Source organism: Francisella hispaniensis FSC454 (assembly GCF_001885235.1).
Classification (GTDB): domain Bacteria; phylum Pseudomonadota; class Gammaproteobacteria; order Francisellales; family Francisellaceae; genus Francisella; species Francisella hispaniensis.
The window spans coordinates 1,028,470-1,054,339 of sequence record NZ_CP018093.1 but is presented as its reverse complement, the minus strand read 5'-3'; the positions used below and the strand labels follow the sequence as shown (position 1 = coordinate 1,054,339).

The following is a 25,870-nucleotide window of genomic DNA, read 5'->3' as shown; positions in this document are numbered from 1 at the left end:
TAAGAAGAGATTTCCATTTTCGTCGCAATAACGATATATTAAATAAATAGACTTTAGTTTATTGATTTTTATCCATTCAAATAGATACCACTATCTCTTATCACAATTTTGTTTTGCTTCAAAAGTGTCCCAATAGCGCGCTTAAACGCTGCTTTACTAATACCAAATTTGCGGATAATATCTTCTGGGTTAGATTTATCATTAAATGGTGCTGAACCATTATGAACTATAAGATATTTCTCGATAAGTGCAGCATTTTTATCTAAATCTTTATGCGCTAGCTGTAAAGATAAGTCTATACGACCATCATCACGGATGCTTTTAATATACCCTTTGGTAGATTGTCCAAAACTCAATCTTCTAAACACTTCTGAAGAATAAAGTATACCCCAATAATTATTATTGATAATCGCTTTATAACCTATACTTGTTGAGTTAGCAATTATAAGATCTACTTCCTGATTAGGCTTTAGTTCATCACTAGCATAATCTTTTATATACTTGTTAATTTTTGAAGATGCTGTAATTCTGCCATTAATTTTATCAAGGTAAAGATAGACAATATACGACTTGCCAACCTCAAAAGGACGATGTTGCTCTGCTAATGGCACAAAAAGATCTTTTTCTAAACCCCAATCAAGAAATGCTCCTATATTGGTAAGGGTTTTTACTGGTAAGTACGCCAGCTCTCCCACTGTTGAAACTTTCTTAGTAGTAGCTACAAGCTCAGATTTAGAATTATGATACAAAAATACTTCAACATAATCACCAATATTAATAATGTTATTAACTTCAACTACAGGCAATTTTGCTTCACCAAGCTCTAAAGCATCTAAAACTAAACAATTTATTCTTTTATCGAGAACTTTTAATTTGTGATATTTTCCAACTGAAATCAAAATAATTACCTTTGATATTTTTAAGCAGATAAATCATATCATATATTTGCTCAAACTAGCCAAACATATCCTTTAATGCTGAAATATTTTGTTTTGAATTTTCCTTACGAGTTTCTGCACATTCTTTTTCTGTGCCAACCCAATATAGATCTGTCTCTGGCAACTCATCAATAAATCTACTTGGAACTGAAACTTGTTTTTCACCAAATTTTTTACGATGCTTTGTCATGGTAATGGTGAGATTCTCTCTAGCTCGAGTAATTGCGACATAGGCAAGGCGACGCTCATCCTCTATTGAATCATCCTCAATACTTTGTTGATGTGGTAATATCCCCTCTTCCATCCCCATGATATAGACTTTTTTAAATTCTAGACCTTTTGAGGCGTGCATAGTTATAATCTGGACTTGATTGTCATTTTTATCTTCATTATCCCTATCTAAAATATCTATCAAAAGCATTTTATTTAATACAGTTGCTAATGACTCAAGACCATTATATGACTCATCCTCAAGTTGATTTACAATCCATTTCGTAACTTCAATAACATTTGCATACCTAAACTCAGCTTGCTTTTCAGAAGAACTAGAGTCTATTAACCATTGTCTATACGAAATATTATCAATAAAATTGTTAATTATATTTTTTAACTCTTGTATTGAGATACTTGAGTTTATCTGCTGTTGGGTATTAAGTATTAAATCTTTAAAAGATACTAGATTTTTCTTAGTAAAATCACGTAGTTCAAAGTTTTCTAAATTATACAATGTATGAAAAAAACTACAATGATGCTGGCTTGCATACTCTCCTAACTTGTGAATAGTTGCACTACCAACCTCTCGTTTAGGTGTATTTATCACACGTAAAAAAGCTCTATCATCATCAGGATTAACAATTAACCTCAAATATGAAATAATATCTTTAATTTCCGCTTTAGAAAAAAATGAGCTGCCACCACTGATAGTATATGGAATTTTGTGCATTTGCATATATCTCTCAAGTAAATATGCTTGATAATTACTCCTAATTAGCACCGCATAATCAGAATTTTTTGATTTAGTTTTAACCCTATCAAAAAATATATCACTAGCTATAAATTGTGCTTCATCCTCATCATTTACCAAACTAATTACCTTAATCTGCTCACCATAGTCTTTATTAGACCACAGTTTTTTGTCAAAAATATGGCTATTATTTTCTATAAGCTTATTAGCAACATTTAAAATTCTACCTGTGGAACGATAATTCTGCTCTAGTTTGATAACTTTTAGATCAGCAAAATCTTCTTGTAAATGGCGTAAATTTTCTGGTCTTGAACCACGCCACGCGTATATAGATTGATCATCGTCACCTACTACAGTAAATTTATTTTTTCCTAGAGTTAAGTATTTTAAAAGCTGATATTGTGATTCATTAGTATCTTGATATTCATCTATCAATATATACCTAAACTTATCTGCCCAAAGTTTCTGGATATTAGAATGACTCCTAAACAACTGTATTGGTTGAAATATTAGATCATCAAAATCAAAAGAGTTATATGATTTTAGGTATTTTTGATATTCTTGGTAAATAAAAGCCGCCTGCTCTTCTAATTCATCTTTAGGCTTAACTTGATCAGGAGTAAGTAAAGCTGACTTCCAAAATGATATTTTTGTTTGGATAAAATTAGCATTCTGCTTAGGTAACTGATATTCATCATAGGCTATATCATATATCAAAGCTAAAGAATCATGACTATCAAATAGTGTAAAATTTTTCTTATATCCTAGCTCACTAAAATGCTTTTTCAGAATTGATAAACCAAGCGAGTGAAATGTAGATATCATCAAGCCTTTTGATTTTTCTTTATCAAGACGCGATTTGACACGTTCTTGCATTTCTTTAGCTGCTTTATTAGTAAAAGTCACCGCTAAAATGCTTTTTGCAGGATATAAAAGCTGTTCAATAAGATAAGAAATTTTCTCTATAATTACACTAGTTTTACCACTACCTGCACCTGCTAATACAAGTAACGGTGTTGCTATATATTTGACAGCTTGCTGCTGTTGTTTATTAAGATTATTTAGCATTTAGTTATAATTTTGCCATCATCTAATTGATACTCTTGCTCAGAAGCTTCTTTATGAAACACAACAAGCATATAGCATTGGTTATCAACAAATACTTTATTAACAACATTAGCCAGAGGTTTACCTTGACTATCCTTTAAATCAAAATCATCAATATCCGACTCAGATTTAACTACTGCTAGTTCTTTTTTTAGTTTAGCTTTGTAATGCATTCTAGCTATAACTTCTTGTCCCATATAGCAGCCTTTGGTGTAGCAAACCACTTTATCGAGATTATCTAAATCTAACTCAGCAGGGAGAAACTTCTCAAAATTAGCTGCATTTATGGTTGCAAGTTTATTAAAGATATTCTCTTTTTGAACTTGCTCAAAAGTCATTTCAGAAATTAGAAAATCTTTAGTCAAAACATCATGATTTAAAAATCCAGTTTTTGTGAAAAACAAAGCATAATCATCATTAGAATTAAAAGAAACTTTAGAGAACATCCCGTACTTTTTCAGCCATGCTAGTAGATCATCAAAAACCTCTTGTTCGACTGACAAAAGTAGTTTCTCATTGGATATAAACTTAACAAAACACAGTGAAATAATTCGTCCTTTTAAGTTAGCAAAAGCTGTTAATAAAATATCATTATCACTTGATAATCGATTTAAATCAGCTGTCGTTAAGCCCTGCAAAAATTTTTTGGTATCTACACCACTTACTTCTAAAATTTTAAAATTAGTGTATTGAAAATTCATAGTGCAACCTATTTTAGTAATAATCTAACTAGTAGATTTTATAGTATTTCCTTGTAGTTATCAAAGGATCTCAGTTATATAATACTCTTTACTTATTTGCGAAAAGAATCAGTAAAATGCTAAATACGTTTAAGTCTAACAAAGCAGTTATACTTATATTAATTACTTTGATTTACAGCTATTGTTATAGCTCCCCTCAGTCTAGTTTATGGACTTATTGGGATAAATCTAACCCAAATTCAACTAATGTTATAGTTTTTAAAACTTAGCAAAACTTCTTTAATTTGAGATTTTTTGACTATAGGTTATATGTATCGATTTTGAATTATAGATAACTATGTATAAAACTAATATGCATAACACTGTTCCACGGAGCAATTATGTTTTCTGATATATGCTTTTTTCTCAGACCATTTACTCTCTATTGGATTTAAATCTGGTGAGTATGGAGGTAAAAACTCTATAATATGCCCTGCATCACGAATCATTTTTAACATATCTATATTTTTATGGAATGTAGCATTATCCATTACTATAACAGTTGTAGTTTTTAAGATAGGTAATAAGAAATGTTTTACCCAAGTTGTAAACACAGTCGTATCAATATTGCTTGTAAATAGTCCAACAGCAAATAATACCTTGCCAATCAAAGCACCTATGACATTGGTTCGACCTCTAGCTCCCCAGTTGCATACCCCATAACATCTTTGCCCTTGTGTAGAGTAACCATGAGTTCGGGGCATATCTAAGGCATGACCAGATTCATCAAGATAACATATAGGTAACCCTTGATCTTTATAAGATTGAATCTTATTCCTGAATAATTCTCGCCTCTCTTCGTCTACTTTGGGGTGAATTAGAGTTTTTTTTATATGTAATATTTAACTTTTTAAGGTTATAGCTTATACAAAACTCACTTACGACCAACCTAGTAGCTCTTTCTTGTAAATAACTATCAGGATAATCTATAACGTCTTGTTTTAGCTTATTCATATCAAGTTTTGTATTAGGTTTATTTCTAGTGCCTTTAGGAAGATTCCCTTTTAACCATTGTTGGATACTTCTAACACTTATATTAAATTTATCAGCCAAGATTAGAAAACTCATACCCTCTGATTTTAACTTTAATACCTTCTTTATAAAGTGATGTGAATAGGCCATAGCTTAAATAAAAAATAGTATACTACTTTTATTAATAGTTAGCTATATAATAATTAATACTAACTTGGACCATCTGCGTCAAACGAAGATTCTTGTGGTTCATTAAAAGTCTTGCCTTCTAATAAATATCTAGTTTTAATTTTCAAAATTGGACTACACCATAACTTTTTAGTACTATTTAAGTTTTGACTAATTTCTTCGACTTGATTTTTAATTGTTTGACTAATCATTTTTATCTCTTTATTTTCACTTCTAGGAGACACCAGAAGGCGGCTGATATCCTCCAAATGTCCTTTCGAAGTCACTGCGGTTTTTGCCTTCTAATTCTGGCGTTAAAGAATTTTTTAAAATTATTAAAATTGGCTTATCCCATTTTTTAATTTTTTTGCTAGTATCGCTCATATTTTAAAAATTTATAATTTGTTAGTCCAAATTCATCAGTTGGATTGTATTTAGCTTGTTAGTTTTTTATGCCAGAGAATATTTCTACTTATATCATTTTTACTGCGCAAATATATTTTTAAATTCGATCATAATAAATAAACAATTATTATCTTATAATGGTAGTATATTTATAGTAATATGGCGTGTCAAATTTAATTTAGAGCCAACATATTTATTTTAAAAGAGCTATTTTGGATGTCTATACTACTTTTGTAGTTTAACTAAGCTGTTTGTTATATATTTAATTGATAAATAATCGCATCACTTTGACTACCATTAGCTTTTTTATAATAATTCTTACGCAGTGATATTTTCTTAAAATTAAGCTTTTGGTAAAGTTTGATAGCGCTATGATTATTAATATCTACTTCTAGAAATATTTCTTTAATTTGCTGCTGTGCAAGGTAGTAAATTGAGTTTTTTAAAAGCTTAAAACCAAAACCTTTATTATGCTTAGATATATCAACACAAATATATAAAAGCTCAGCTGTATCGAATATTTTGCTAAAAATAGCTATAGCTAAAAGTTGTTTATCCTCAAATAACCCTAAGGTTAAATCTTTATTTAAAGACGCTAAAATCTGCTTATCTGACCAACTGAAATCCTTATCAGAAAGTCTTATTAACTCAACAACTCTAGTAAAGAAGCTATTATCTAGAAGAGAAATCCGCATATTCATATAGTTTTGACAATATATATTTTTTATTTTGAATGCTTAGTAAATCATTGTTATTACTAAGTAGATCTTTTTCATTGAGATTAATACCTTCAAGTTCCTCAAAAGAACTAATATTATTTGATTTATAAATACTAACTTTTGAATTAAAAAATATACTGTTTGCGATATTTTTTAGAAAAGTTAAATTCATTTTAGCTGATGTAAGAATATTTATAATTTTAGAACTTGTAACTTCATTTGAATATATAAGTTGCAAATGATTTTGATGCTCTGTTATAACTTCTTCTTGTTGTCGAACGTCATTAATAGTTTGATTTTGTTGCGCAATTTTGTATTGTGGTTTTAACTCCCAAATATCTACACCAAAAACTTCTTCTATCTGACTTACAAAGCTCATTATTTTTTCTCTAACCTTTCAACTAATTTCTTGGGGAAACTATACTCTTTTAATTTAACAGACTTTCTAAGTCTATTAACTTCTGATGGATTTAGTTCTAATGTTTTGCCACGTGAAACAAATTTAGGCAGAATTATATCGCCAAATCTAATTCTCGTTAGTCGACTAACAGTAACACCTACTGCTTCAAACATCCTTCTTACTTCTCGATTACGTCCTTCAGAAAGCGTCACGTAATACCAAAGATTAGCACCCTCGCCACCTGAGAATTTTATACTATTAAACTTGGCCATACCATCCTCTAGCTGTATACCCTCTTTAAGTTTATTTATAGTTTCATCAGATAGTTGTTGACCAAATACACGCACTGCATACTCTCTCTCAATTTGATAAGAAGGATGCATCAATCTATTTGCTAAATCACCATCTGTAGTAAAAAGCAACAAACCTGTAGTATTGATATCTAAGCGCCCTACCATTATCCAACGTGACTTTGCTAATTTTGGTAATGAATCAAAGACTGTTTGGCGGTCTTTTTCATCTTTGCTAGTACAAACTTCACCTTCTCTTTTATGATAAATCACTACTCGTGGTCTAGTCATTGGCTGACCATATGAATGTAGCGCTTTACCATCGAAACTGATTTTGTCAGCTTCACTAGCTTTATCTCCTAACGTAGCGACTTTACCATTTACCTTAACTCTACCTTGCTCGATATACTCTTCTATTTTTCTTCGAGATCCAATACCATATTTTGCTAAAAGCTTTTGTAATCTTTCAGGATTTTTATCATTATTTTGATTTGCTCTACGCATTTTTATTTATATCCTCTTGATCGGCTGCTGAAAAGAATTTTTGGATATCTTCGTCATTATAGTTATTAGAAGATAAAATTAGTCTTACTTCAGCAGCTTGATTTTTATTATTTGCATATTCAGCTAGTTTTAATCTCAAATCTAAAATACGCTTATTATTAAAGAATGCTGGGTCATCCTTCATACTATAGATAACTTTATAGCAATTTGTATAATCCTTTCTTTCAAAATACATTTCTGCTAATCTTAATTTAGCAGCTCTATAATCTTGTCTAAATCTATTAGCTCTCTCCATATATACAAGCGCTTGGTCCTTTTTACCTTGTTTATACATACATTGAGAGTATAAAAATAATGTTTGTGCCATATCATCATTATCAGGGGTATACAAAGATTTATCAAATAGCTTTTGTGCTTCAGCATAGTCTGATTCTTGACTGCATAAATATTGCGCATAAAAGTTCATTGCTTCAAAATCTTTAGGGTGCTTATATAAAGTATCTTTATAATACTTTTTAGCAATTGAGTTTGCTCCTATACTTTGATAATAGTATCCCGCAGCATAACCAACAATAGCAAGGTCATAACCATGCTGTTTTGCTAAATCCTGTGCTTTTATAAGCTTAGTTTTTGCTCTCTCTAAATAGCCCTCTGTTGAATAAATAATCGCTAATTCCGCATTTATAGCTGTGGCTTTTTTGTAGTCGGCCTTATTAACTGTAAATTGTTCTGGTGAGATAAATTCTGCACTATTTGGATTAAGATTCTCACTTGTATTATTTTGCTGCTGCGAGTTATTTTTAATAGAATTACGAGTAGGCGTTTCTGGAGTCATACATGATGATAAGATAGTCGATAAAAACGCTACACTTATAATTTTTTTTAAACTAATTTGCATTAGTGTCTCCAAGCTTCTTGAGGTATCTTTGCTTTCTATTAGTTTTATCCATAACATCGCCAGCTAACTGGCCACAAGCAGCATCAATATCATCACCTCGAGTTTTTCTCACTGTAGTGACAAAACCATTGTGCTGCAAAAACTCTTTAAATCTATGAATACGATTATTGCTAGGCTTTTTATAAGGCGTGCCTGGATATGGATTAAATGGGATAAGATTAATTTTAGCAGGAACTTCACGTGATTTTAATAACGCAACTAATTCTTCCGCATCAGATAAATTATCATTAATCTCTTCCATTAAAGTATACTCAAAAGTAATATACTTATGCGGACCTTTTTCGGCATACAATTTACATGCTTTAAGAAGCTCATCAATATTATACTTCTTATTAATAGGCACAATTTCATTACGCAGCATATCATTTGGCGCATGTAAAGATACAGCCAAAGATACTCCTGATTGTTCTAATAAATCATATATTCTTGGAACTACACCAGATGTACTTAGAGTTACTTTACGTCGAGATAATCCATAAGCTAAATCATCCATCATAATATCCATAGCAGGGACAACATTTTCAAAATTCATCAACGGCTCACCCATCCCCATCATAACAATATTTGTCACTGTAAAATCATGTTCGCCAGCAGTTTTTGATAATGTTCTAGCTGCTATCCATAATTGTGCGATAACTTCAGCAGCTGATAGATTTCTATTGAAGCCTTGTTTACCAGTAGAGCAAAAACTACAATTCAAAGTACAGCCAACTTGTGAAGATACACATAATGTTCCACGTCCTTCTTCTGGAATAAACACTGTCTCAACTGCACTACCACCAACATCAATAAGCCATTTATGAGTACCATCTTTTGATGCCTTACTAAATACTACTTTAGGAATAGTTATTTCAGTTTTTTCCTTAAGTTTATTGCGTAAATTTTTGCCAAGGTCTGTCATAGCATCAAAGTCAATAACACCTTTTTTATGAATCCACTTAAAAACTTGCCTTGCATGAAACTTTTTCTCGCCGATAGAAATGAAAAAATCTTCTATGGCTTTTTGATTTAATCCAAGTAAATTAACTTTATCTTGTTGCATGAAACTTCTCTTTTAATCTTTATATAAATATTATTCGTTATACCCTATATCACCAGGTAAAATATGATCATTTTCATTTGTTAAATTAGCAAAGCTAGCAAACTGACCATCAAAGCGCACATGCACAGTTCCTATAGGACCATTACGCTGCTTGCCGATTATTATTTCACCTAGATTTTTATTATCTTCTTTATCTTTATTATAAACTTCATCACGATAAATAAACATTATCAAGTCAGCATCTTGCTCAATTGCTCCAGATTCTCTTAAGTCTGACATCATTGGTCGTTTATCTTTACGGTCATCAACAGCTCTATTTAATTGTGATAGTGCTATAACTGGTATATCTAATTCTTTAGCTAAAGCCTTAAGTGAACGCGAGATCTCTGAGACTTCTAGCGTTCGGTTAGTCTCGTAACCTGGGATTTTCATAAGCTGTAAGTAATCTATCAAGATCATTGCTAAACCACCATGCTCATTATATAATCTTCGCGCTCTTGAACGCATCTCTGCTGGAGTCAAACTTGAGGTATCATCGATATATAAAGGCATTTCACTTAAGGCTTTCATTGCGCTGGTGATTTTAACCCAATGAGCATCATTTAATCTATTACATTCTTTAAGCAAATTCATCTCTACTCGAGCCTGAGATGCTAACATCCTTGTTACAATATCTTCTGATGGCATCTCAAGACTAAAAACTAATACAGGTTTATCAGCAACTTTTGCAACATTTTGAGCGATATTGATACCTAAAACAGTTTTACCCATAGATGGTCGAGCTGCTATGATACCCATGTTTGCTCTTTGTAATCCTGATGTCATTTTATCAAGATCTATAAAGCCCGTTGATATACCTGTCAGACCACTTCCGGAGTCAACTATAGCACTCATTCTATCTACAAGTTTTGGAATTACAGACTTTATCGACTCTGGACCTTTAGTAAGTGTTTCTCGCTCTTTAGCTACATCAAGTATTCTACTCTCAGCATAGTCAATAACTTCATCAGGATTTTTAGAATCTGCCGAATATATCTTTTGAACAATATCATTTACACTAGTTTGTAAACTTCTAAGTTTAGCTTTATCTTTTACAATATTAGCATAAGTCTTAATATTTGATATTGAAGGCGTATTTGTAGCTAAATCTATAATATAAGCTTCACCACCTGCTTCTTCTAGAAGACCTTCTGTTGCGAGATACTCACTTAAAATTAATACATCAAATGGAGTATTTGCTTGATTAAGCGTAACAATCTGTTTATATATCGTTTTATGTCTTTTATCAAAAAAATCATCAATCAAAAGAAAATCTTCTACCAACTCTATATTTTGATTGTATAGTAATATATTCCCTAAAATAGCTTTTTCTGCTTCTAGAGAGTAAGTTGTTTCAGCAGCTTTAAACTGATAATCCATAGACATTAAAATCCTTGCTTTAAATACAAAAAAACCATGCTAACACATGGTTTTTATATTTATTAGAATATACAGTGTTAGTTTGTATATTATAAAACTAAGCTTCAGCAGCTACAACATTTACTTTAATATCTGCATCCACATCTGTATAAACGTGAACTGTAAGTTCAAATTCACCAATACTTCTGATAACACCCTCAGGCATACGTACTTGGCTTTTCTCAATTTTCTTACCAGATTGGCTAGAAACAGCTTCAGCAACTTCTGCTGTACCTACAGAACCAAATAACTTACCACCATCACCTGCTTGAGCAGCTATAGTGTAGACTTTATCTTTAATTGCATCAGCAACAGCGACAGCTGCTTCAAATCTAGCCTTTTCAGCTTTTTCTAGCTCAGCTTTTTGTGCTTCAAAAGCTTTGATATTTGCTTGAGTTGCTTGTACAGCCTTACCAAATGGGATAAGGAAGTTTCTTGCATAACCTGGTTTTACGTTTACGATATCACCTAATACACCAAGGTTTTCAACTTTTTCTTTTAAAATAACTTGCATTGTAATCAACCTCCAGTATTAATTAAAGTGACGATCACAGTATGGTAGTAATGCTAAGAATCTAGCTCTTTTGATAGCTGTTGCTAGCTGTCTTTGATACTTAGCTGATGTACCAGTTACGCGACTTGGTACGATTTTACCAGTTTCAGTAATATAAGCTTTTAGCTTATTAACATCTTTATAATCTATTTCTTTCACGCCTTCTACAGTGAAACGGCAAACTTTACGACGACTCATTTTACAATTCCTCTATTAAATTACTTCTTTCTCATTTGATTCCATCATTACTGATGGTTCTGTTATAGCTTCTTTTGTAGCGATAACTAAACGACGTAAAATAGCATCGTTGTATCTTAAAGATTCTTGAAGCTTTTCTAGAGATTCAGTTGGACACTCAATATTAAATAGTACATAGTGTGCCTTGTGAAGTTTTTCGATAGGGTAAGCTAATTGACGACGTCCCCAGTCTTCAAATCTGTGGATTTTACCACCTTTTTCTTCGATTATGCTACGGTATTTGCCAAGCATTGCATCTAATTGATCTGATTGATCAGGGTGAATCATTAAAACGACTTCATAATGTTTCATTTTTATAAACTCCTTCCGGTTTATCATTTGATTGTTTTTACTGATAAGCTATATATTTTATATAGCAAAGAGCAAGAAAAGATTATACTATCACAAGCTAATAATAGCAACTATTTATTGACTAATTTGACAACACATTCTTCCGGCATTAGACTTTGTGCTATTTTTTTGTTGGTAGTTACTAAACAATCCCAAACTATATATGGATCTTCTGTTTTAGCTCTTGATTTAACATATGGTGTCATTATTATGTTGCCCTTACCTAAATATCTATCATCAAGTTTTAGTGATATCTCTCCATTATCCTTAATTAGGATATTACTAGAACTATAATCATGAACTTTTTTATCAGATATATTTGTTAGCGCATACAGACCATTTTGTGACTTTTCTTTAGCAATATGACCATTACCGTAATTCAACTCGGTAGTTACTTGTGTTTTTATTAGCTTTAGTTTTGCCATTGTGTTTGAGATACGTGTAGTGTACTTGTGTGTTAGGTATATCGAATATATTGAACTAGCAATAATTATCGTAAACACTAGTAGCAATACAATTTCAAGAACTGAAAAGGCTTTATTTTTTACAAGCAATTTTATTTCCCTACTGCTAAAATAGTATTCATTAATTTCAACTTCTATTCATCTATAAATAGAATTTAAAATCAAAGGTTATGATATTTTATGCAAGAAAAAATTTCAAAATTTGAAGATTTTCTAACACAGCTTCAACAAAATATTACCACAGCTCTAGAGCAGTATGAAACAAATGCTGCAAAATTTATTTCTGACAGATGGCAAAAGCCAGATACTCTTGAACAAAAACTTAAAGGTTATGGCAACTCAATGATCATAGAAGGCGGAGAAATATTTGAAAAAGGTGTGGTAGCTTTCTCTAGAGTTCATGGCGATCAGTTGCCGTCATCAGCTACAGCAAAAAGACAAGAATTAGCAGGAAAATCTTTTATAGCTACAGGTCTATCATTAGTTATTCATCCCCGTAATCCTTTTGTGCCAACATCCCATGCTAATTTTAGAATTTTTATTGCTGGTGCTGATACTGATAATCTAATATGGTGGTTTGGTGGTGGTTTTGATCTAACACCTTACTACCCTTTTGAAGAGGATGCAATTCACTGGCATCAAACAGCAAAAAATATTTGTGATAAGCATGATAAAACCTATTATCCTAGATTTAAAAAATGGTGCGATGAATATTTTTATCTCAAACATCGTGATGAGTGTCGCGGAGTTGGTGGTTTATTTTTTGATGATTTAAATGATAAATCTTTTGATGAATGCTTTAATTTTGTAACAGACTGCGCAAATTCTTATTTAGATGCTTATATTCCAATAGTAAAACAAAGAAAAAACATTCAATATTCACAAAAGCATAAAGATTTTCAACTTTATCGTCGTGGTAGATATGTTGAATTTAATCTAGTGTTTGATAGAGGTACGATATTTGGCTTACAAAGTGGTGGTCGAACTGAATCGATACTCTCATCAATGCCACCAATGGCAACTTGGAAATATAATTGGCATCCTGAACTGGGTTCTGAAGAAGAAAAAGTTTACCAATATATAAAACCTCGCGATTGGATTAAATAATAAATATTAAAAGATTAATAATGAAAAAAATACTCACTATCTGCGTGCTATACTTTACAAGTATAATCATAAGCTCCGCGAAAGATTCATATCATATTAACAAAACGCAATTAACTAATGCAAATATTATATTTGCCGCAGATATTATAAGACATGGAGCTCGTACATCAACACAATATGACCCCAAGCTAGAATACCCTCCCTTATGGAATGTAGATAACATACCAGCTGGACAATTAACTCAATATGGCTTTGAGATGGAAAGATATAATGGCGAGTATTTTGTTAAAGAACATTATAAGCTCCTAGGTAATGAGTATCATCCAAAAGATATTTGTATTGTTGCTGATGGTACTAATAGGGATATCGTTAGCGCTCAAGCAGTTTTATTAGGGATGTTCCCTCATATAAAAAACTCAGATGTTATTGATATTATACCTAAAGCTAAAGATCCAATGTTGAGCATACACAAAAATATCAAAAATATTGATTCTGCACCTGGCTGGCTTGATGAATGGCGTAAAATAGGATACTTATCTGAAGTCTTAGCTAAAAATAATTATATATCTAAAGATGACTACTGTGACACTACAATTTCTACGCCACAACAGGCTTATAAATGCATACAGCCTATTGCTAAGTTTGCAGGGCAACTTATTCCACTAAAAGATTATTGCTTAAAATCAGGCTGCTCGGTACTTAAGACATATAAGGGCCTTACAAGTTCTGATATCGATGTTTTGATAGATATATTTAATTTTAATAGCTATCACTCTGCTATTCCAGCACAATCAGATGGCTTTGCTGGTTTTATAAAAGATTATTTACAAAACTCAATCAACTCTAATGGTGCTGTTGTAATTAGCCAAATAATTTTTGATATAAAGCGAATTATTTTAAATCCAAATGATAAAAAATATCCTAAATATATTCTATTTGTTGGACACGATACTGGTATTAGGTTTAATATTGCTTACTTACTTAGCAAAGCTGATACAACAAAAAAAATACTAACCACAAACCCCGGTTATGGTGCTGACTTGTCCTTTAAAGTCTATAAAACTGATAATGACTACTACATTAGAGTTTCTTATAGAAATTCATATAATTCAGATAATAATATTATTATTTTTGAAGATTCATTTAGTAAATTTGAAAAAATATACTTTGATAATTCTCAACTTCTTAAACAAAAATATAAAAACTGCTCTTCTTTTCAACTTTACTAATATTTTGCTTATATCAAACGAATTAAGTCTGATAAAATATATTTAAATTTGTATATTAGAGATTATTTTTTAATTATGAAAATCAATTTTTGTGCAGGTCCTGCAGTTGTACCTACATCGATAATACAACAGCTACAACAAATGATGACAAATTATAAAGATACTGGAGTGTCATTATTATCAATTTCTCACCGCGATAAGGTTTTTGATGAAGTTCATGCTTCGATTCAAAAAAATTTAAGAACTTTACTCAGTATTCCCAATAATTATAGTGTACTGTTAATGCAAGCTGGCGCTACTGCGCAATTTGCTGCGATTCCGCTAAACTTGGCTGATAAATACAATAATGCATTATATGTATGTAGTGGTCAATGGTCAGAAAAAGCTGCTCAAGAAGCAGCTAAATTTATTAATGTTGATGCCATTAAATATGATGATAATATCGCACAAAAGTTTCAAGCGAATAAATATGACTATATATATTACACAGATAATGAAACAGTCGATGGATTCCAGATTAATAAATTAGCTAAATCATGTAATACAGAACTAGTTTGTGATGTATCATCGAGTTTTTTATCAAAACCTATTAATATTTCAGATTATGGGCTTATTTATGCTGGAGCACAGAAAAATGCTGGAATTCCAGGTTTGACTATAGTGATAGTAAAAGATTCATTAATCAAAGAGAAACATAATATTCCAGTAGTCTTTGACTACCTTGCAATGAAAAAATCAAATTCAGTTTATAATACCCCATCTGTAATTTCATGGGTAACATTTGAGTTAACTCTAGAGTATTTGATTGAAAAATTTACTAATCTAAATAATGTTGAAGAGTTTAGCAATCAGAAAGCCAATTTACTTTATTCAGCTATTGATAATTCAAAAATATATAAAAATGATATCAAGCCTGAATATCGTTCAAATATGAATATAATCTTTCATTTACCTACACAAGAACTAACAGATAAATTTCTAAGCAATGCTAGTAAAGCTGGTTTCTATGGTCTTAAAGGACATCGCAGTGTAGGTGGCTGTAGAGCAAGTCTATATAATGCAGTAAGCCTAGAGGATGTCAAAAAACTTGTACAGTTTATGCAGGACTTTGAGAATGAACAATTCTAAGATTATTACAATTGATGGTCCAAGTGGTGTAGGTAAAGGTACTTTAGCCAAGGCTCTAGCAAAATACTACAACTTTAAACTATTAGATAGCGGTGCTATTTATAGACTAGCTGCGTTACACTGTTTCAAAAATAATGCCAATCTTGAAAACGAAGATGATGTCTGCAAAGCTTTAATAAATTTAGACATCAGTTTCAAAATTGAAGATGATTTAGTTAAAGCATTCTTATCTAATCAAGATGTAACTAAAGAGATACGTACTGAACAAACAGGGATGCTTGCTTCAAAAATTGCTGCTTACCCTACTGTCAGAGCTATACTTTTAAACAAGCAAAGAGAGTTTGCTACTGAACAAGGTTTGGTAGCTGATGGTAGAGATATGGGAACAGTGGTTTTTCCACAAGCACAATACAAATTCTTTCTCGATGCTAGTACTGAGATTACAGCCAAACGTAGGTATGAGGAACTAAAAAATAAAGGGCAAAATCCTGACTTTGAAAAAATTTTAGCAGATATTAAACAAAGAGATTTTCAAGATCGTAACCGTAAAGTAGCACCACTAAGACCTGCAAATGACGCTACAATCGTAAATACTTCAGAACTTTCTATAAAACAAGTCTTTGATACGGTCATTAAACAAATAACAATCTAAATATTTTATTTAAACTAGAAATTAAGTTAAAAGCCTACTTTTATAATTTCACCATTAGCTATACCTGCTACAGACTTAAGATAAGCATTCGCTACTTCTTCAGCCTTAACAGCCTTAAATCCAATAAAAAATGGCGCATATTTATCAAGAGCTTCTTCAACAACAGTTGGACTTACAACATTAATGCGAAACTTGTTATACTCTAGAGATGCTGCTTTTACAAAGCCCTCTAAACCAGCATTAACAGTAGCAGCTATACTACCCATAGCTATTGGTTCAACATTTAATATCCCTGAAGTAAGTGTAAACGAACCACCTTCATTAATATATTTTGAGCCAATTTGCACCAAGTTAATTTGACCTAGAAGTTTATTATTTAAGCTTAATTGCCAATCTTGTTGTTCTATTGCAGTGATATTTTTAAAAGCAACTCTTCCTGTAGTTGATATCAAAGCATCAAAATTGCCAATTTTATCAAATAAACTCTTTATAGACTTAGAGTCTTGGATATCTACAGTAAAATCAGTTTTCTCACCAGAAAAACTCACAGTTACTACTTCATAACCAGCATTTTTTAAAGAATATGTAGTTGCTCCACCAATAGTTCCAGTCGCACCAACAACAATAACTTTTTTCATAGTTACTTAGACTCTAAATACTTCAATAAGTTTTCTGGAGAAGACTCACCGTAAGGATCATCATTTGCATTATCACGCTTACCAGGCTCGACAAACATTTTCTCGATTTCACCATTATTTACGATCATTGCATAGCGCCAAGATCTTTTGCCAAAACCAATATTTGATTTATCAACAAGCATGTCTAAAGCTTCAGTAAATTCACCATTACCATCTGGGATTGGTTTGATATTTTGAATTCCCTGAACCTGAATCCACTTATTCATAACGAAACTATCATTTACAGATAAAACATAAATCTCATCTATACCTAGCTCTTTGAATCTAGCTGCGTTATTTTCAAAACCTGGTAATTGATAAGTTGAGCAAGTTGGTGTAAATGCTCCTGGTAGTGAAAATACAATTACTCTTTTATTATCAAAAATATCAGCTGATGTTACATCTTGCCATCTAAATGGGTTTGAACCACCAATACTCTCATCTCTTACTCTAGTCTTAAAAGTTACATTAGGTACTTTTTTAGTCATTTCTAACTCCTTTGTTTTGTTAAGCTACACTATTATTGTATTACTCTTGAACATAATTTAAAATATATAATATTTATAGTAACTATAAGATTTAGTTATGAATACACGTACTCTTGAATATATCATTTCTGTGTATGAGACAAAAAGCTTTATTACAGCGTCAGAAAAATGTTTTGTCAGCCAACCTGCATTAAGTATGCAAATAAAGAAATTTGAAGAGTATATTGGTATTCAAATTTTTGAACGCGGTACAAAACAAGTCTTGATAACTAAATCCGGTATGAAAATCGTCAACCAAGCATACAAAATTCTTGATGAAGTAAACAATCTTAAAAAAATTGCTGAGCTACTTTTAGAGAATGGTAAAATCAGTATTACTATTGGTGCATTTCCAACTTTATGTCCATACTTAATGCCTAAAATTCTTCCTGCTATAAAGCAAGAACTTCCTAATCTAAGTATTGCTGTAATTGAAGAAAAAACAGACATTCTTGTTAAAATGCTTGATCAAGGTAAAATCGATTTTGCTTTACTAGCCACACATACTGAAAACTACCAATTCATAAGAAAAAAAGTCTTTGATGATAAATTTTATGTAGCTGTAGCTAAGACTAATCCATTAGCAAAAAATAAGCAAATATGTGTAAGAGAGATAGTCAAACAGAACCTTATGCTTCTTGACGAAGGTCATTGCCTTAGAGATCAAACTCTTAAGCTCTGTGCATTAAAGGAATTTAATAATAACGACTTTAAAGGTAGTAGTCTAGAAACCCTAAGACAAATGGTATCTATCGATGAAGGTATAACTCTAATACCTAAAATTGCATGTACTAAGACTGAAAATGTCAAATATATTGATATTGATAATAGGGATTTCTATAGAGAAGTTGATTTAGTTATGCGTAAAAGCTCAATATACGAAGATTTATTTGCTAAGATCGCTAAAATAATTTCAAATAATCATTGAGCTCACATAAATATCATCCAAATACCCATAGCTATCATCATAATATTTTCTGTTAATGATAAAAATCCTAAAGGAACATTACTATTGCCTCCTACACATGCACATTTAAGCTCTCGTTTTTGGATATACACAGCATAAAACACAGAAATAGCGCCTATTAAACCAATTATGATAGCTATTAGTGCTGCCAAATAACTAAAAACTGCCGCAATTATAGATATTCCAACAAAAGCCTCTGCAAATGGATAAATATATGCATATCTTAAGTAGCGCATTGCTAATAGATCATAAGTTATAAACTGATTAACAAAACTATCTAAGTTTTGAAGCTTCAACGTCGCTAGAAATGCAATACTTAATCCCATAAAAACCTTTATGGTTAATAAAGCAAATATATTGCCTGCAATCAAATAACCAAATGCTAGCGCTAATAAAAAAGTCATCGCAAAAACTGCTATTACAGGCTTATATGATTTTGCTTGTTTATCTTTTACTAAACCGAAAAATTTAACTAAATCATCATAACCACCGATTCTATTACCACCTATAAATATTTGTGGCGTAGTTTTGACATCGTATTTATTTTTAAATTCATCTACCTGTTGCCTATCCTTAAGGTGAATATCTTCTATAAGATAGCCTTTACGTTTTAGTAAATCTTTGGCTTTGATACCAAAAGGACAAATATGTTTATCTGTCACCATTCTATAAATTATAGCTTGTTGTTTATTCATATATTTATTATCCTTATTGATATTTTTTTAAAAGTTTTATAATTTCTGCTATTTTTTGTTCTAATAGTTCTTTGGAGTCTGACTGACAAGATTTTTCTAAACAAGATTGCATATGTGTTTCTAAAATAGCTAACTCGATCGATTTCAACGCACTTCGAGCAGCTTTTATTTGAGTAATAACATCAACACAATAACGCTGATCATCAATCATTCTTTTGATTGCTTCAACTTGACCAACTACTCTATTAAGTTTACCTAAATGTTTTTTATGACAAGGATTTGACATTTATAAACCTCTCCCAAATATACCCTATATAGGTATATAATAGCAAAGAAGTTTATTCAAAAGAATAACTTTGATACAGTAATTTATTTAGTATTTGTACTTTCGAATATTTTATCTGCAGATTTAGCAACAAAACCTTGGTATAACTTACCTGTGTTATCTGGATATCTTTTAGCAAATTCATAATAACATGATGGAATCTCTCGCTTACCATCTTCGAAATTAACCTCTGCTAAACCTGACATAGTACTTGATTGTTCAAGTAATTCGTCTTTTGAACCCTTGATTTCACCACCTGATGAATTAAGCCTAAATCCATTTTCTTTAAGAAAAATATTTACTTGAGAAACCTCAGCAAATTTTTTCAAATTATTAATAAATACGGTAAAATGATTAGCTCTAAAGCCAAAAGCATAAAACCATGCAGCATATTCAGACTCTTCGAGTAATTTTTGGTATGTAGCATAGTCGATTTGCCAACTCACACCAGATAATAGTAAATTCTCTGGGTTATCCAGCAATTGCTGTGGTATTAGATCAACACATCTCTTTAGTGTCTGCTGTAACTCATCAGAGAATTCGTTTGTTAAAAGCTGACTAATAAATACTTTCGGTTGAGTCTCATCACTATGCTCAAGATGTATTGCCTTAAGCTTTTTTACTGCAAAATCATAATCATCACAAATACTATAACCTTTTTCAATAAAAACCTCTGCAAGCTTATAAATATTTATCCTATCATCATCTAAAGTTCGTAATGCAATATGATCATTTATAGGATTCTCGCCATTCTTTACAAATAGATCATAAATTTCTTTTGCATGGGGATTATCACGAATATATTGATCCCATAACTTGTCTAAAATATCAACGCTCATAATATCACTCCCCTAGATTAAATTTAATTCCTTGTGCTAATGGTAAATCTTTACCATAGTTGATAGTACTAGTTTGGCGACGCATATATGCTTTCCAAGCGTCTGAACCAGCTTCTCGCCCTCCTCCAGTATGCTTCTCACCACCAAATGCCCCTCCAATCTCTGCTCCAGAGGTACCAATATTTACATTAGCTATACCACAATCACTACCTAAGCTAGACAGGAACTTTTCAGCATTTTGAAGATTATCTGTAAATATAGAACTTGATAAACCATACATTACACTATTATTAAGTACTATAGCTTCATCAATATTTTTAAAAGGCATTATATATAATATTGGACAAAAGTTCTCTTCTACAACGATTGGCATATTATGATTAGCTTCAATAATTGTCGGCTCAACAAAAAAGCCAGGCTTTGCAATACTTTTACCACCTGTTAGAACTTTACCACCTTGATTAATAGCTTGCTCTACAGTTCTAGTGAAATTATCAACCGCAGCTTGATCGATAAGAGGTCCCATTAAATTAGTTTGATCGAGAGGGTCACCAACTTTGACTTGCTTATACGCATTAACCATTTTTTCTTTGACTAAATCATACACAGATTCATGGACAAAAAGTCTTCTTAGCGAAGTACATCTTTGACCAGCTGTACCAACTGCACCAAAAACTGCTGCTGGAATTGCAAGCTTCAAATTAGCAGATTCATCAATGATTGTAGCATTATTACCACCTAATTCTAAAATTGACTTACCAAATCTTTTAGCAACTTGTTGACCAACATCTTGTCCTACTCTTGTTGAACCAGTGAAGGAGACCAAATTTACTCTTTCATCATTAACTAGCGTTTTTGAAACCTCAACATCTTTAGAAATAACTGTATAAAAAATCTCAGGGTAATTATGCTGTTTAATTACTTTTTGACAAATATTGTGTACTGCGATTGAACACAAAGGTGTTTTTTCAGATGGTTTCCAGACTACTGTATTACCACAAATTACGGCTATAAAAGCATTCCATGACCACACTGCTACAGGAAAGTTAAAAGCTGAGATAACACCAACAACACCTAATGGATGCCATTGTTCATACATTCTATGATTATGGCGCTCAGAATTCATCATCATTCCATAAAGCATGCGTGACTGACCTACAGCAAAATCCGCCATATCTATCATTTCTTGAACTTCACCATCACCCTCTTGTTTAGATTTACCCATCTCAAGAGATACTAGACTACCTAGATGATCTTTATTCTTGCGTAACTCTTCACCGATAAGTCTAACTAACTCGCCTCTTTTAGGTGCTGGTACTTGACGCCATTGCTTAGCAACTTCTGTAGCTTTTGAGATAGCTTCGCGCATAGTAGCTACATTTTGATTTTTAACTTTAGCTAAAAGCTCGCCTGTTGCAGGATTTAAAGTTTCTATAACGTTCTTAGTATCGTTAGTTATATATGCCTGTAAACCTAAATTCAGTTCTTTTAAAATACTCATGCTTCCCCCATATTAATCTGCTTGTATTAATAGTCCAGATTTTTTGTAATATTGACCAAATCTATTGTTATAAAAATCTTTTAGGCATATTGATTCTTGATTTATAAAGCCTCTAGGCTCTTTTTTAGCATTAAGTAAAAGATCAATACTTACACATAAACTAGTCGCTGTAGTTAATTGTAAAGCGGAAAAATACTTACCAAACATAAGTTTTGAAGGATACTTCTGTGCAAAATGACGTTCTGCTTTTAGACCTTTACGTACTCCATCAACTGATACATAAATAAGCACAACATCTTGATTAATACGCGGCAAAGCTTTTTCCATAATTTTAACCATTGTCTCTAAATCTTCACCAAGCTTCATATCCTGCATTAGGAACTTCATTTTCTCACAATGACCTGGATAACGAATGGTTTTATAGTTTATATTTTTAACTTTACCAGCGTAGGTATCTATCATTGAGCCAATACCTCCAGAAGTGTTAAAAGCTTCATAAGTAAGGCCATTAATCTTTATCTGCTCAATATCAGCTAATGGTGCTAGAGTTCTTTTTTCGCCATCAACAATACCTTCACATGGCTTAGCATACTCGTTTATTAATCCTTCAGTCGACCAAGTCAAAGCATATTGAAGTGTATTTGATACATTTAATGGTAATGCTCCTACTCTCATACGTACAGTATCAATTGAGTCAAATTCTTGCATAAGATTATTAGATACAATACTAATAAATCCAGGGGCAAGACCACATTGCGGTGCAAAAAAATTATTTTTAGAATTCTCTGCTATACTTTTGATATAATCAGTTGCTTCAACATCTTCCGTTAGATCAAAATAATTAAGCTCAAGCTCACCAGCTAATTTAGCAATACCTTTATTAAGGAAAAATGGTAGGCATGAAACAATAGTTTTGACATTATGCTTTTTTACATAGCCTTGTAATTCTGTAGAGTTTGTTACATCTAATTCTACATATTTTAAATTATTAGTATTTCTTTCTAAAACAGGTTTATCATCAGGGATATGTTTATCAAGTAGATGAACTATATAATCCCCGCTTTCAACCAATAAGCAGCTGACAAGTGAACCGACTCTGCCGGCACCCAAAATTATAATATCTTTCATAAAAAATCTCCTCTTTTTTGTTTCGATATAGATTATTTATATCATTTGATTGAACATGAGTAAATATAATTTTGTATTGATTTACCATCTAATTGAATTTACTTATAACTAAATATGGCAAATAAAAATTTAATAGTAGTGAGAATATTTTCATCTGTTTTTGAAGAAATATGAGTTGCGATTTAATCACAGTAATTCTAAACGGCAACTAAAGTTAGTTTAGAAAGAATCTAAAATAAATTTAGAATAGTGTCTTCTAAAAAATAAAATAATAAACTTTCTTAAACTTACCAATATCAACAATCCATAAAAGAGTAGTTTTACCTTGCTTAATCGCAATTTTCTGGCGAATATTATTAACTTGAATCATATAATTACCGCTATCAAGTTGTTGCTCAAATAAATCAACACTATTCGGTAGTAGTAGCCAACTTCTTAAATCTGCTCTTTTAGGATCAGTTTTTGATAAATCAAACTTCAAAGTACTACCTAATAAACCTCCTAAAGCGAAATTCTTCTCATAGTCATATTTAAACGCCTCGATAACGACATTTTGAGTTATAACTTTTGAGTATGCTTCTATTAAAGATTTTGTCGCAAACAAAGTTGTATCTAACAAAGTTTCAGTATATGTATCAGTTAAATTAGTATCATCTGCTGAAATTATAACTCGCTTAGGTTCAAATAAATTATAGGCAGTGTTATATACTGGCAAGTCAATCTTTCTAACACCTATATTACCAAGGTCTAAACTTGCTTGAGCAGAACTGCGCGTATATACAAGTCCTTGCTCATACAATACTACCACTCTACCCATACCCATTGCAAATGGTGAGGTCTGACTTATTATTGCCGATTTAAACTCATTAGCTGTTTGATCAAGATATTTATTGCCAACCGTATATTGTTGTGCGCCTTCAATGTCTGTCAAAGACTTTTGATAATCTTTTGAAACTGCCGAATCAAGTAAACCTTTAAGATAATAGCTCATTGGATTACCATACGCATTTGGTATTCTTTTTGAAAACTCAAGCATTTGAGTCAAGGGTTTAAAATTTTCTAAGCCTAGATTATCGCTAGTTATCTCATTTCTATCTAGGTCTTTTTGTCCAAGCTGCTTCATTCCTTCAGCGAGTATCTCCTGCTCATCACGCCATATCTTAGCATTATCAAGGCTATTAAGTGATTGTATTGCTTGCTTGATATCATTTGTTTCAAGATAGTTTAATGCCTGATAAGTATACAAGAAAGTAATTGCGTAATCTGGAATTTCATATGCAGTCTTAATATCATAGTAATCATATGTATTTCTATTTAGAAGAATCTTTTTAGCTTGATCTAGAGACTGTTGCTGAGTTTTAGGTAAAGACCCTATAGCTTTACTATAGGCTTCTATTGAGGCTTTATAATCACTATTTAGCTGTAATAATCTTCCAGATTCTAATTGATTAAGTCTTTTAAGCTGTCTAACGTTACCAATACTACTATTTTTTTTGATTGCTTCGATTACATCACCTTGAACTAGCTCTTTACGTACATGGCTAAATATCCAAGGATAGCTACTAGAAACAAACTCAAGCTTTGTGACATCTTTTTTTGCTGTACTACAAGAATTTAGTAATATTACAAATACACTTATAAATAAAAATCTACTAACATTTTTCATTATGATAACACCAATGCCATGGTTCATATATGAACCCATGGTTATTATTACGTGGGAAACTTAGCTTAAAGCCATATTTATGTGCGTTTTTAGTTAACCACTCAAAAGCATAAGTTTTTTCAAAACTCTCTGTCAAAACTTCTTTTTCATCTCCGGTTGTTAAATCAATAGCTCTACCAGTATGATGTTCGCTCTCTCCTGGCAAAGCATTTACTTTCATAATCTCCTCTAAAGTCTGACCACTGGCAAGTTTTCTATCTATAATTTTCTGCTGATATTCATAGCTTCTAAAACCTGAAACTATAAGTAAACTAACACCATCATTAGTTGCTGCTTGTTTTAGAACTAACCAGGCTTTATAAGTATTTTTTTCTAAAAACAAATCCCGAGCAAAAAAATCTTTACCTGCTGAAATAAGCTCATGCTGTTTTGCTTCTGGAAAAATTATTTTTCTTACCATTTGGCATCTTCTTCTAGTTTTAGCAAGTTGCTAAGATAGTTATGATGTACTGAAATATCACTAATACTATCATCAGCTTTGCGTAAGTTTAGTTTATTAATATCAATGTCAATACTGTTTTTGCTTACTGTTTTGGCTGTTTGCAGACTTAGGTTAGTCTGTCCACCTGTCATAGCCAGGTAAACATCCGCTAACAGCTCACTATCCAATAATGCACCGTGAAAAGTACGATGATCATTTCTAATTTGATATCTCTTACATAAAGCATCAAGGTTATTTTTCTGTAATGGATGTTTTTTTCTAGCTAACTCAAGGCTATCTACTATTTTAGCTACATTTTGCTCTAGTGTTCCGTATTTATTATTTTTTAAGAGACTAAGCTCCCAATTAATAAATGGCACATCAAAAGCAGCATTGTGGATAATTACTTCAGCATCTCTTAAAAAACCAATCATTTCATCGACTTTATCTTCAAAAAGAGGTTTATCTGCAAGAAACTCATTTGTAAGACCATGGATAGCTAAAGCTCCGGCTTCAACTTCATAATTTGGATTACAGTAAAAGTGCAATGTATTTCCTGTGACCCTTCTATCAATGACTTCAACAGCACCAAACTCAATAATTCGATTGCCAATCTTATAATCAAAACCTGTTGTCTCGGTATCTATAAAAACTTGTCGTGACATTCTAAAAATGGTT

General features: G+C 31.7%; 31 protein-coding genes. 5 read left to right on the top strand and 26 right to left on the bottom strand.

From position 1 onward, the window contains the following. Positions 1–68: 68 nt before the first annotated feature. The 16 genes from FSC454_RS05145 to FSC454_RS05075 all read right to left on the bottom strand — a co-directional run bounded on the left by FSC454_RS05145 (position 69) and on the right by FSC454_RS05075 (position 12,360). Positions 69–899, bottom strand: a complete 831-nt coding sequence (locus FSC454_RS05145) for a CvfB family protein (RefSeq protein WP_066047022.1) — start codon at positions 897–899, stop codon at positions 69–71. A gap of 55 nt (positions 900–954) precedes the next feature. Further along, the gene (locus FSC454_RS05140; protein WP_014548344.1) at positions 955–2,970 is read right to left on the bottom strand and encodes a UvrD-helicase domain-containing protein; all 2,016 of its coding nucleotides are present in this window, start codon (positions 2,968–2,970) and stop codon (positions 955–957) included. Next, positions 2,964–3,710 carry a CAF17-like 4Fe-4S cluster assembly/insertion protein YgfZ gene (gene ygfZ / locus FSC454_RS05135; RefSeq protein WP_066047020.1) on the bottom strand — a complete coding sequence of 249 codons (747 nt, stop codon included), beginning with the start codon at positions 3,708–3,710 and terminating at the stop codon, positions 2,964–2,966. Before ygfZ ends, FSC454_RS05140 begins: the two co-directional genes overlap by 7 nt. A 347-nt stretch (positions 3,711–4,057) precedes the next feature. Then, positions 4,058–4,519 (bottom strand): transposase, encoded by a 462-nt coding sequence (locus tag FSC454_RS05130; protein WP_156470857.1) that lies wholly within the window; start codon positions 4,517–4,519, stop codon positions 4,058–4,060. Position 4,520: 1 nt separating this feature from the next. Beyond that, a complete protein-coding gene (locus FSC454_RS05125; protein WP_066045226.1) occupies positions 4,521–4,871 on the bottom strand; it encodes an IS630 transposase-related protein in 351 nt (116 codons plus the stop codon). Positions 4,872–4,930: 59 nt separating this feature from the next. Beyond that, positions 4,931–5,101 (bottom strand): hypothetical protein, encoded by a 171-nt coding sequence (locus FSC454_RS09785; protein ID WP_167359444.1) that lies wholly within the window; start codon positions 5,099–5,101, stop codon positions 4,931–4,933. A 447-nt stretch (positions 5,102–5,548) separates the two neighbouring features. Beyond that, complete coding sequence (locus FSC454_RS05120) at positions 5,549–5,989, bottom strand: GNAT family N-acetyltransferase (protein ID WP_066046312.1); 441 nt, start codon at positions 5,987–5,989, stop codon at positions 5,549–5,551. After that, positions 5,967–6,392: a chloroquine resistance protein gene (locus FSC454_RS05115; RefSeq protein WP_066046237.1), complete on the bottom strand. Its 426-nt coding sequence runs from the start codon at positions 6,390–6,392 to the stop codon at positions 5,967–5,969. The genes FSC454_RS05120 and FSC454_RS05115 overlap by 23 nt, the downstream gene beginning before the upstream one ends. Further along, complete coding sequence (gene rluB / locus FSC454_RS05110) at positions 6,392–7,207, bottom strand: 23S rRNA pseudouridine(2605) synthase RluB (protein ID WP_003021175.1); 816 nt, start codon at positions 7,205–7,207, stop codon at positions 6,392–6,394. Before rluB ends, FSC454_RS05115 begins: the two co-directional genes overlap by 1 nt. After that, positions 7,200–8,105 carry a pilus assembly protein PilF gene (locus tag FSC454_RS05105; RefSeq protein WP_066046239.1) on the bottom strand — a complete coding sequence of 302 codons (906 nt, stop codon included), beginning with the start codon at positions 8,103–8,105 and terminating at the stop codon, positions 7,200–7,202. The genes rluB and FSC454_RS05105 overlap by 8 nt, the downstream gene beginning before the upstream one ends. Beyond that, positions 8,095–9,207, bottom strand: a complete 1,113-nt coding sequence (gene rlmN / locus FSC454_RS05100) for a dual-specificity RNA methyltransferase RlmN (RefSeq protein ID WP_066046240.1) — start codon at positions 9,205–9,207, stop codon at positions 8,095–8,097. The genes FSC454_RS05105 and rlmN overlap by 11 nt, the downstream gene beginning before the upstream one ends. Before the next feature lie 30 nt (positions 9,208–9,237). Then, a complete protein-coding gene (gene dnaB / locus FSC454_RS05095) occupies positions 9,238–10,632 on the bottom strand; it encodes a replicative DNA helicase (RefSeq protein ID WP_066046242.1) in 1,395 nt (464 codons plus the stop codon). Between the two features lie 91 nt (positions 10,633–10,723). Next, the gene (rplI, locus tag FSC454_RS05090; protein WP_014548354.1) at positions 10,724–11,179 is read right to left on the bottom strand and encodes a 50S ribosomal protein L9; all 456 of its coding nucleotides are present in this window, start codon (positions 11,177–11,179) and stop codon (positions 10,724–10,726) included. An 18-nt stretch (positions 11,180–11,197) separates the two neighbouring features. Beyond that, entirely contained in the window at positions 11,198–11,416 is a 219-nt protein-coding gene (gene rpsR, locus FSC454_RS05085; RefSeq protein WP_003021184.1) for a 30S ribosomal protein S18, read from the bottom strand. A gap of 15 nt (positions 11,417–11,431) precedes the next feature. Then, positions 11,432–11,767 carry a 30S ribosomal protein S6 gene (gene rpsF, locus FSC454_RS05080; RefSeq protein WP_014548355.1) on the bottom strand — a complete coding sequence of 112 codons (336 nt, stop codon included), beginning with the start codon at positions 11,765–11,767 and terminating at the stop codon, positions 11,432–11,434. A gap of 110 nt (positions 11,768–11,877) precedes the next feature. Continuing rightward, positions 11,878–12,360 (bottom strand): pilin, encoded by a 483-nt coding sequence (locus FSC454_RS05075; protein ID WP_231865157.1) that lies wholly within the window; start codon positions 12,358–12,360, stop codon positions 11,878–11,880. Positions 12,361–12,450: 90 nt separating this feature from the next. Between FSC454_RS05075 and hemF the strand changes: the two genes are divergently transcribed. The 4 genes from hemF to cmk all read left to right on the top strand — a co-directional run bounded on the left by hemF (position 12,451) and on the right by cmk (position 16,386). Further along, positions 12,451–13,377 carry an oxygen-dependent coproporphyrinogen oxidase gene (gene hemF / locus FSC454_RS05070; RefSeq protein ID WP_066046244.1) on the top strand — a complete coding sequence of 309 codons (927 nt, stop codon included), beginning with the start codon at positions 12,451–12,453 and terminating at the stop codon, positions 13,375–13,377. Between the two features lie 20 nt (positions 13,378–13,397). After that, a complete protein-coding gene (locus tag FSC454_RS05065; RefSeq protein WP_066046246.1) occupies positions 13,398–14,606 on the top strand; it encodes a histidine phosphatase family protein in 1,209 nt (402 codons plus the stop codon). A 75-nt stretch (positions 14,607–14,681) separates the two neighbouring features. Next, on the top strand, positions 14,682–15,734 hold the full coding sequence (gene serC / locus FSC454_RS05060; RefSeq protein ID WP_066046248.1) for a 3-phosphoserine/phosphohydroxythreonine transaminase: 1,053 nt from the start codon (positions 14,682–14,684) through the stop codon (positions 15,732–15,734). Beyond that, the gene (gene cmk, locus FSC454_RS05055) at positions 15,721–16,386 is read left to right on the top strand and encodes a (d)CMP kinase (protein ID WP_066046249.1); all 666 of its coding nucleotides are present in this window, start codon (positions 15,721–15,723) and stop codon (positions 16,384–16,386) included. Before serC ends, cmk begins: the two co-directional genes overlap by 14 nt. A 26-nt stretch (positions 16,387–16,412) precedes the next feature. Here cmk and FSC454_RS05050 read toward each other — a convergent pair whose 3' ends face one another. Next, positions 16,413–17,024 (bottom strand): short chain dehydrogenase, encoded by a 612-nt coding sequence (locus tag FSC454_RS05050; RefSeq protein WP_066046250.1) that lies wholly within the window; start codon positions 17,022–17,024, stop codon positions 16,413–16,415. A gap of 2 nt (positions 17,025–17,026) precedes the next feature. Beyond that, positions 17,027–17,551, bottom strand: a complete 525-nt coding sequence (locus FSC454_RS05045; protein ID WP_014548362.1) for a peroxiredoxin — start codon at positions 17,549–17,551, stop codon at positions 17,027–17,029. A gap of 97 nt (positions 17,552–17,648) precedes the next feature. Here FSC454_RS05045 and oxyR point away from each other — a divergent pair, with 97 nt between their 5' ends. Continuing rightward, positions 17,649–18,518: an oxidative stress transcriptional regulator OxyR gene (gene oxyR / locus FSC454_RS05040; protein WP_066046252.1), complete on the top strand. Its 870-nt coding sequence runs from the start codon at positions 17,649–17,651 to the stop codon at positions 18,516–18,518. Between the two features lie 2 nt (positions 18,519–18,520). On the opposite strand, the gene FSC454_RS05035 is transcribed toward oxyR, so the two are convergent. The 8 genes from FSC454_RS05035 to dnaQ form a co-directional block, all read right to left on the bottom strand. Next, positions 18,521–19,252, bottom strand: a complete 732-nt coding sequence (locus tag FSC454_RS05035) for a MauE/DoxX family redox-associated membrane protein (RefSeq protein WP_066046255.1) — start codon at positions 19,250–19,252, stop codon at positions 18,521–18,523. Positions 19,253–19,265: 13 nt separating this feature from the next. Further along, complete coding sequence (locus tag FSC454_RS05030; protein ID WP_066046256.1) at positions 19,266–19,538, bottom strand: metal-sensitive transcriptional regulator; 273 nt, start codon at positions 19,536–19,538, stop codon at positions 19,266–19,268. Positions 19,539–19,621: 83 nt separating this feature from the next. Continuing rightward, positions 19,622–20,416 carry a DUF1338 domain-containing protein gene (locus FSC454_RS05025; protein WP_066046257.1) on the bottom strand — a complete coding sequence of 265 codons (795 nt, stop codon included), beginning with the start codon at positions 20,414–20,416 and terminating at the stop codon, positions 19,622–19,624. A 4-nt stretch (positions 20,417–20,420) separates the two neighbouring features. Then, on the bottom strand, positions 20,421–21,917 hold the full coding sequence (amaB, locus tag FSC454_RS05020; protein WP_066046259.1) for an L-piperidine-6-carboxylate dehydrogenase: 1,497 nt from the start codon (positions 21,915–21,917) through the stop codon (positions 20,421–20,423). Positions 21,918–21,929: 12 nt separating this feature from the next. Next, complete coding sequence (locus FSC454_RS05015; RefSeq protein ID WP_066046261.1) at positions 21,930–23,045, bottom strand: saccharopine dehydrogenase family protein; 1,116 nt, start codon at positions 23,043–23,045, stop codon at positions 21,930–21,932. 256 nt (positions 23,046–23,301) lie between these two features. After that, on the bottom strand, positions 23,302–24,711 hold the full coding sequence (locus FSC454_RS05010; RefSeq protein ID WP_066046263.1) for a COG3014 family protein: 1,410 nt from the start codon (positions 24,709–24,711) through the stop codon (positions 23,302–23,304). Then, positions 24,698–25,171: a M15 family metallopeptidase gene (locus tag FSC454_RS05005; protein ID WP_066046266.1), complete on the bottom strand. Its 474-nt coding sequence runs from the start codon at positions 25,169–25,171 to the stop codon at positions 24,698–24,700. Before FSC454_RS05005 ends, FSC454_RS05010 begins: the two co-directional genes overlap by 14 nt. Then, positions 25,165–25,857 (bottom strand): DNA polymerase III subunit epsilon, encoded by a 693-nt coding sequence (gene dnaQ / locus FSC454_RS05000; RefSeq protein WP_066046268.1) that lies wholly within the window; start codon positions 25,855–25,857, stop codon positions 25,165–25,167. The genes FSC454_RS05005 and dnaQ overlap by 7 nt, the downstream gene beginning before the upstream one ends. Between the last annotated feature and the right edge of the window lie 13 nt (positions 25,858–25,870).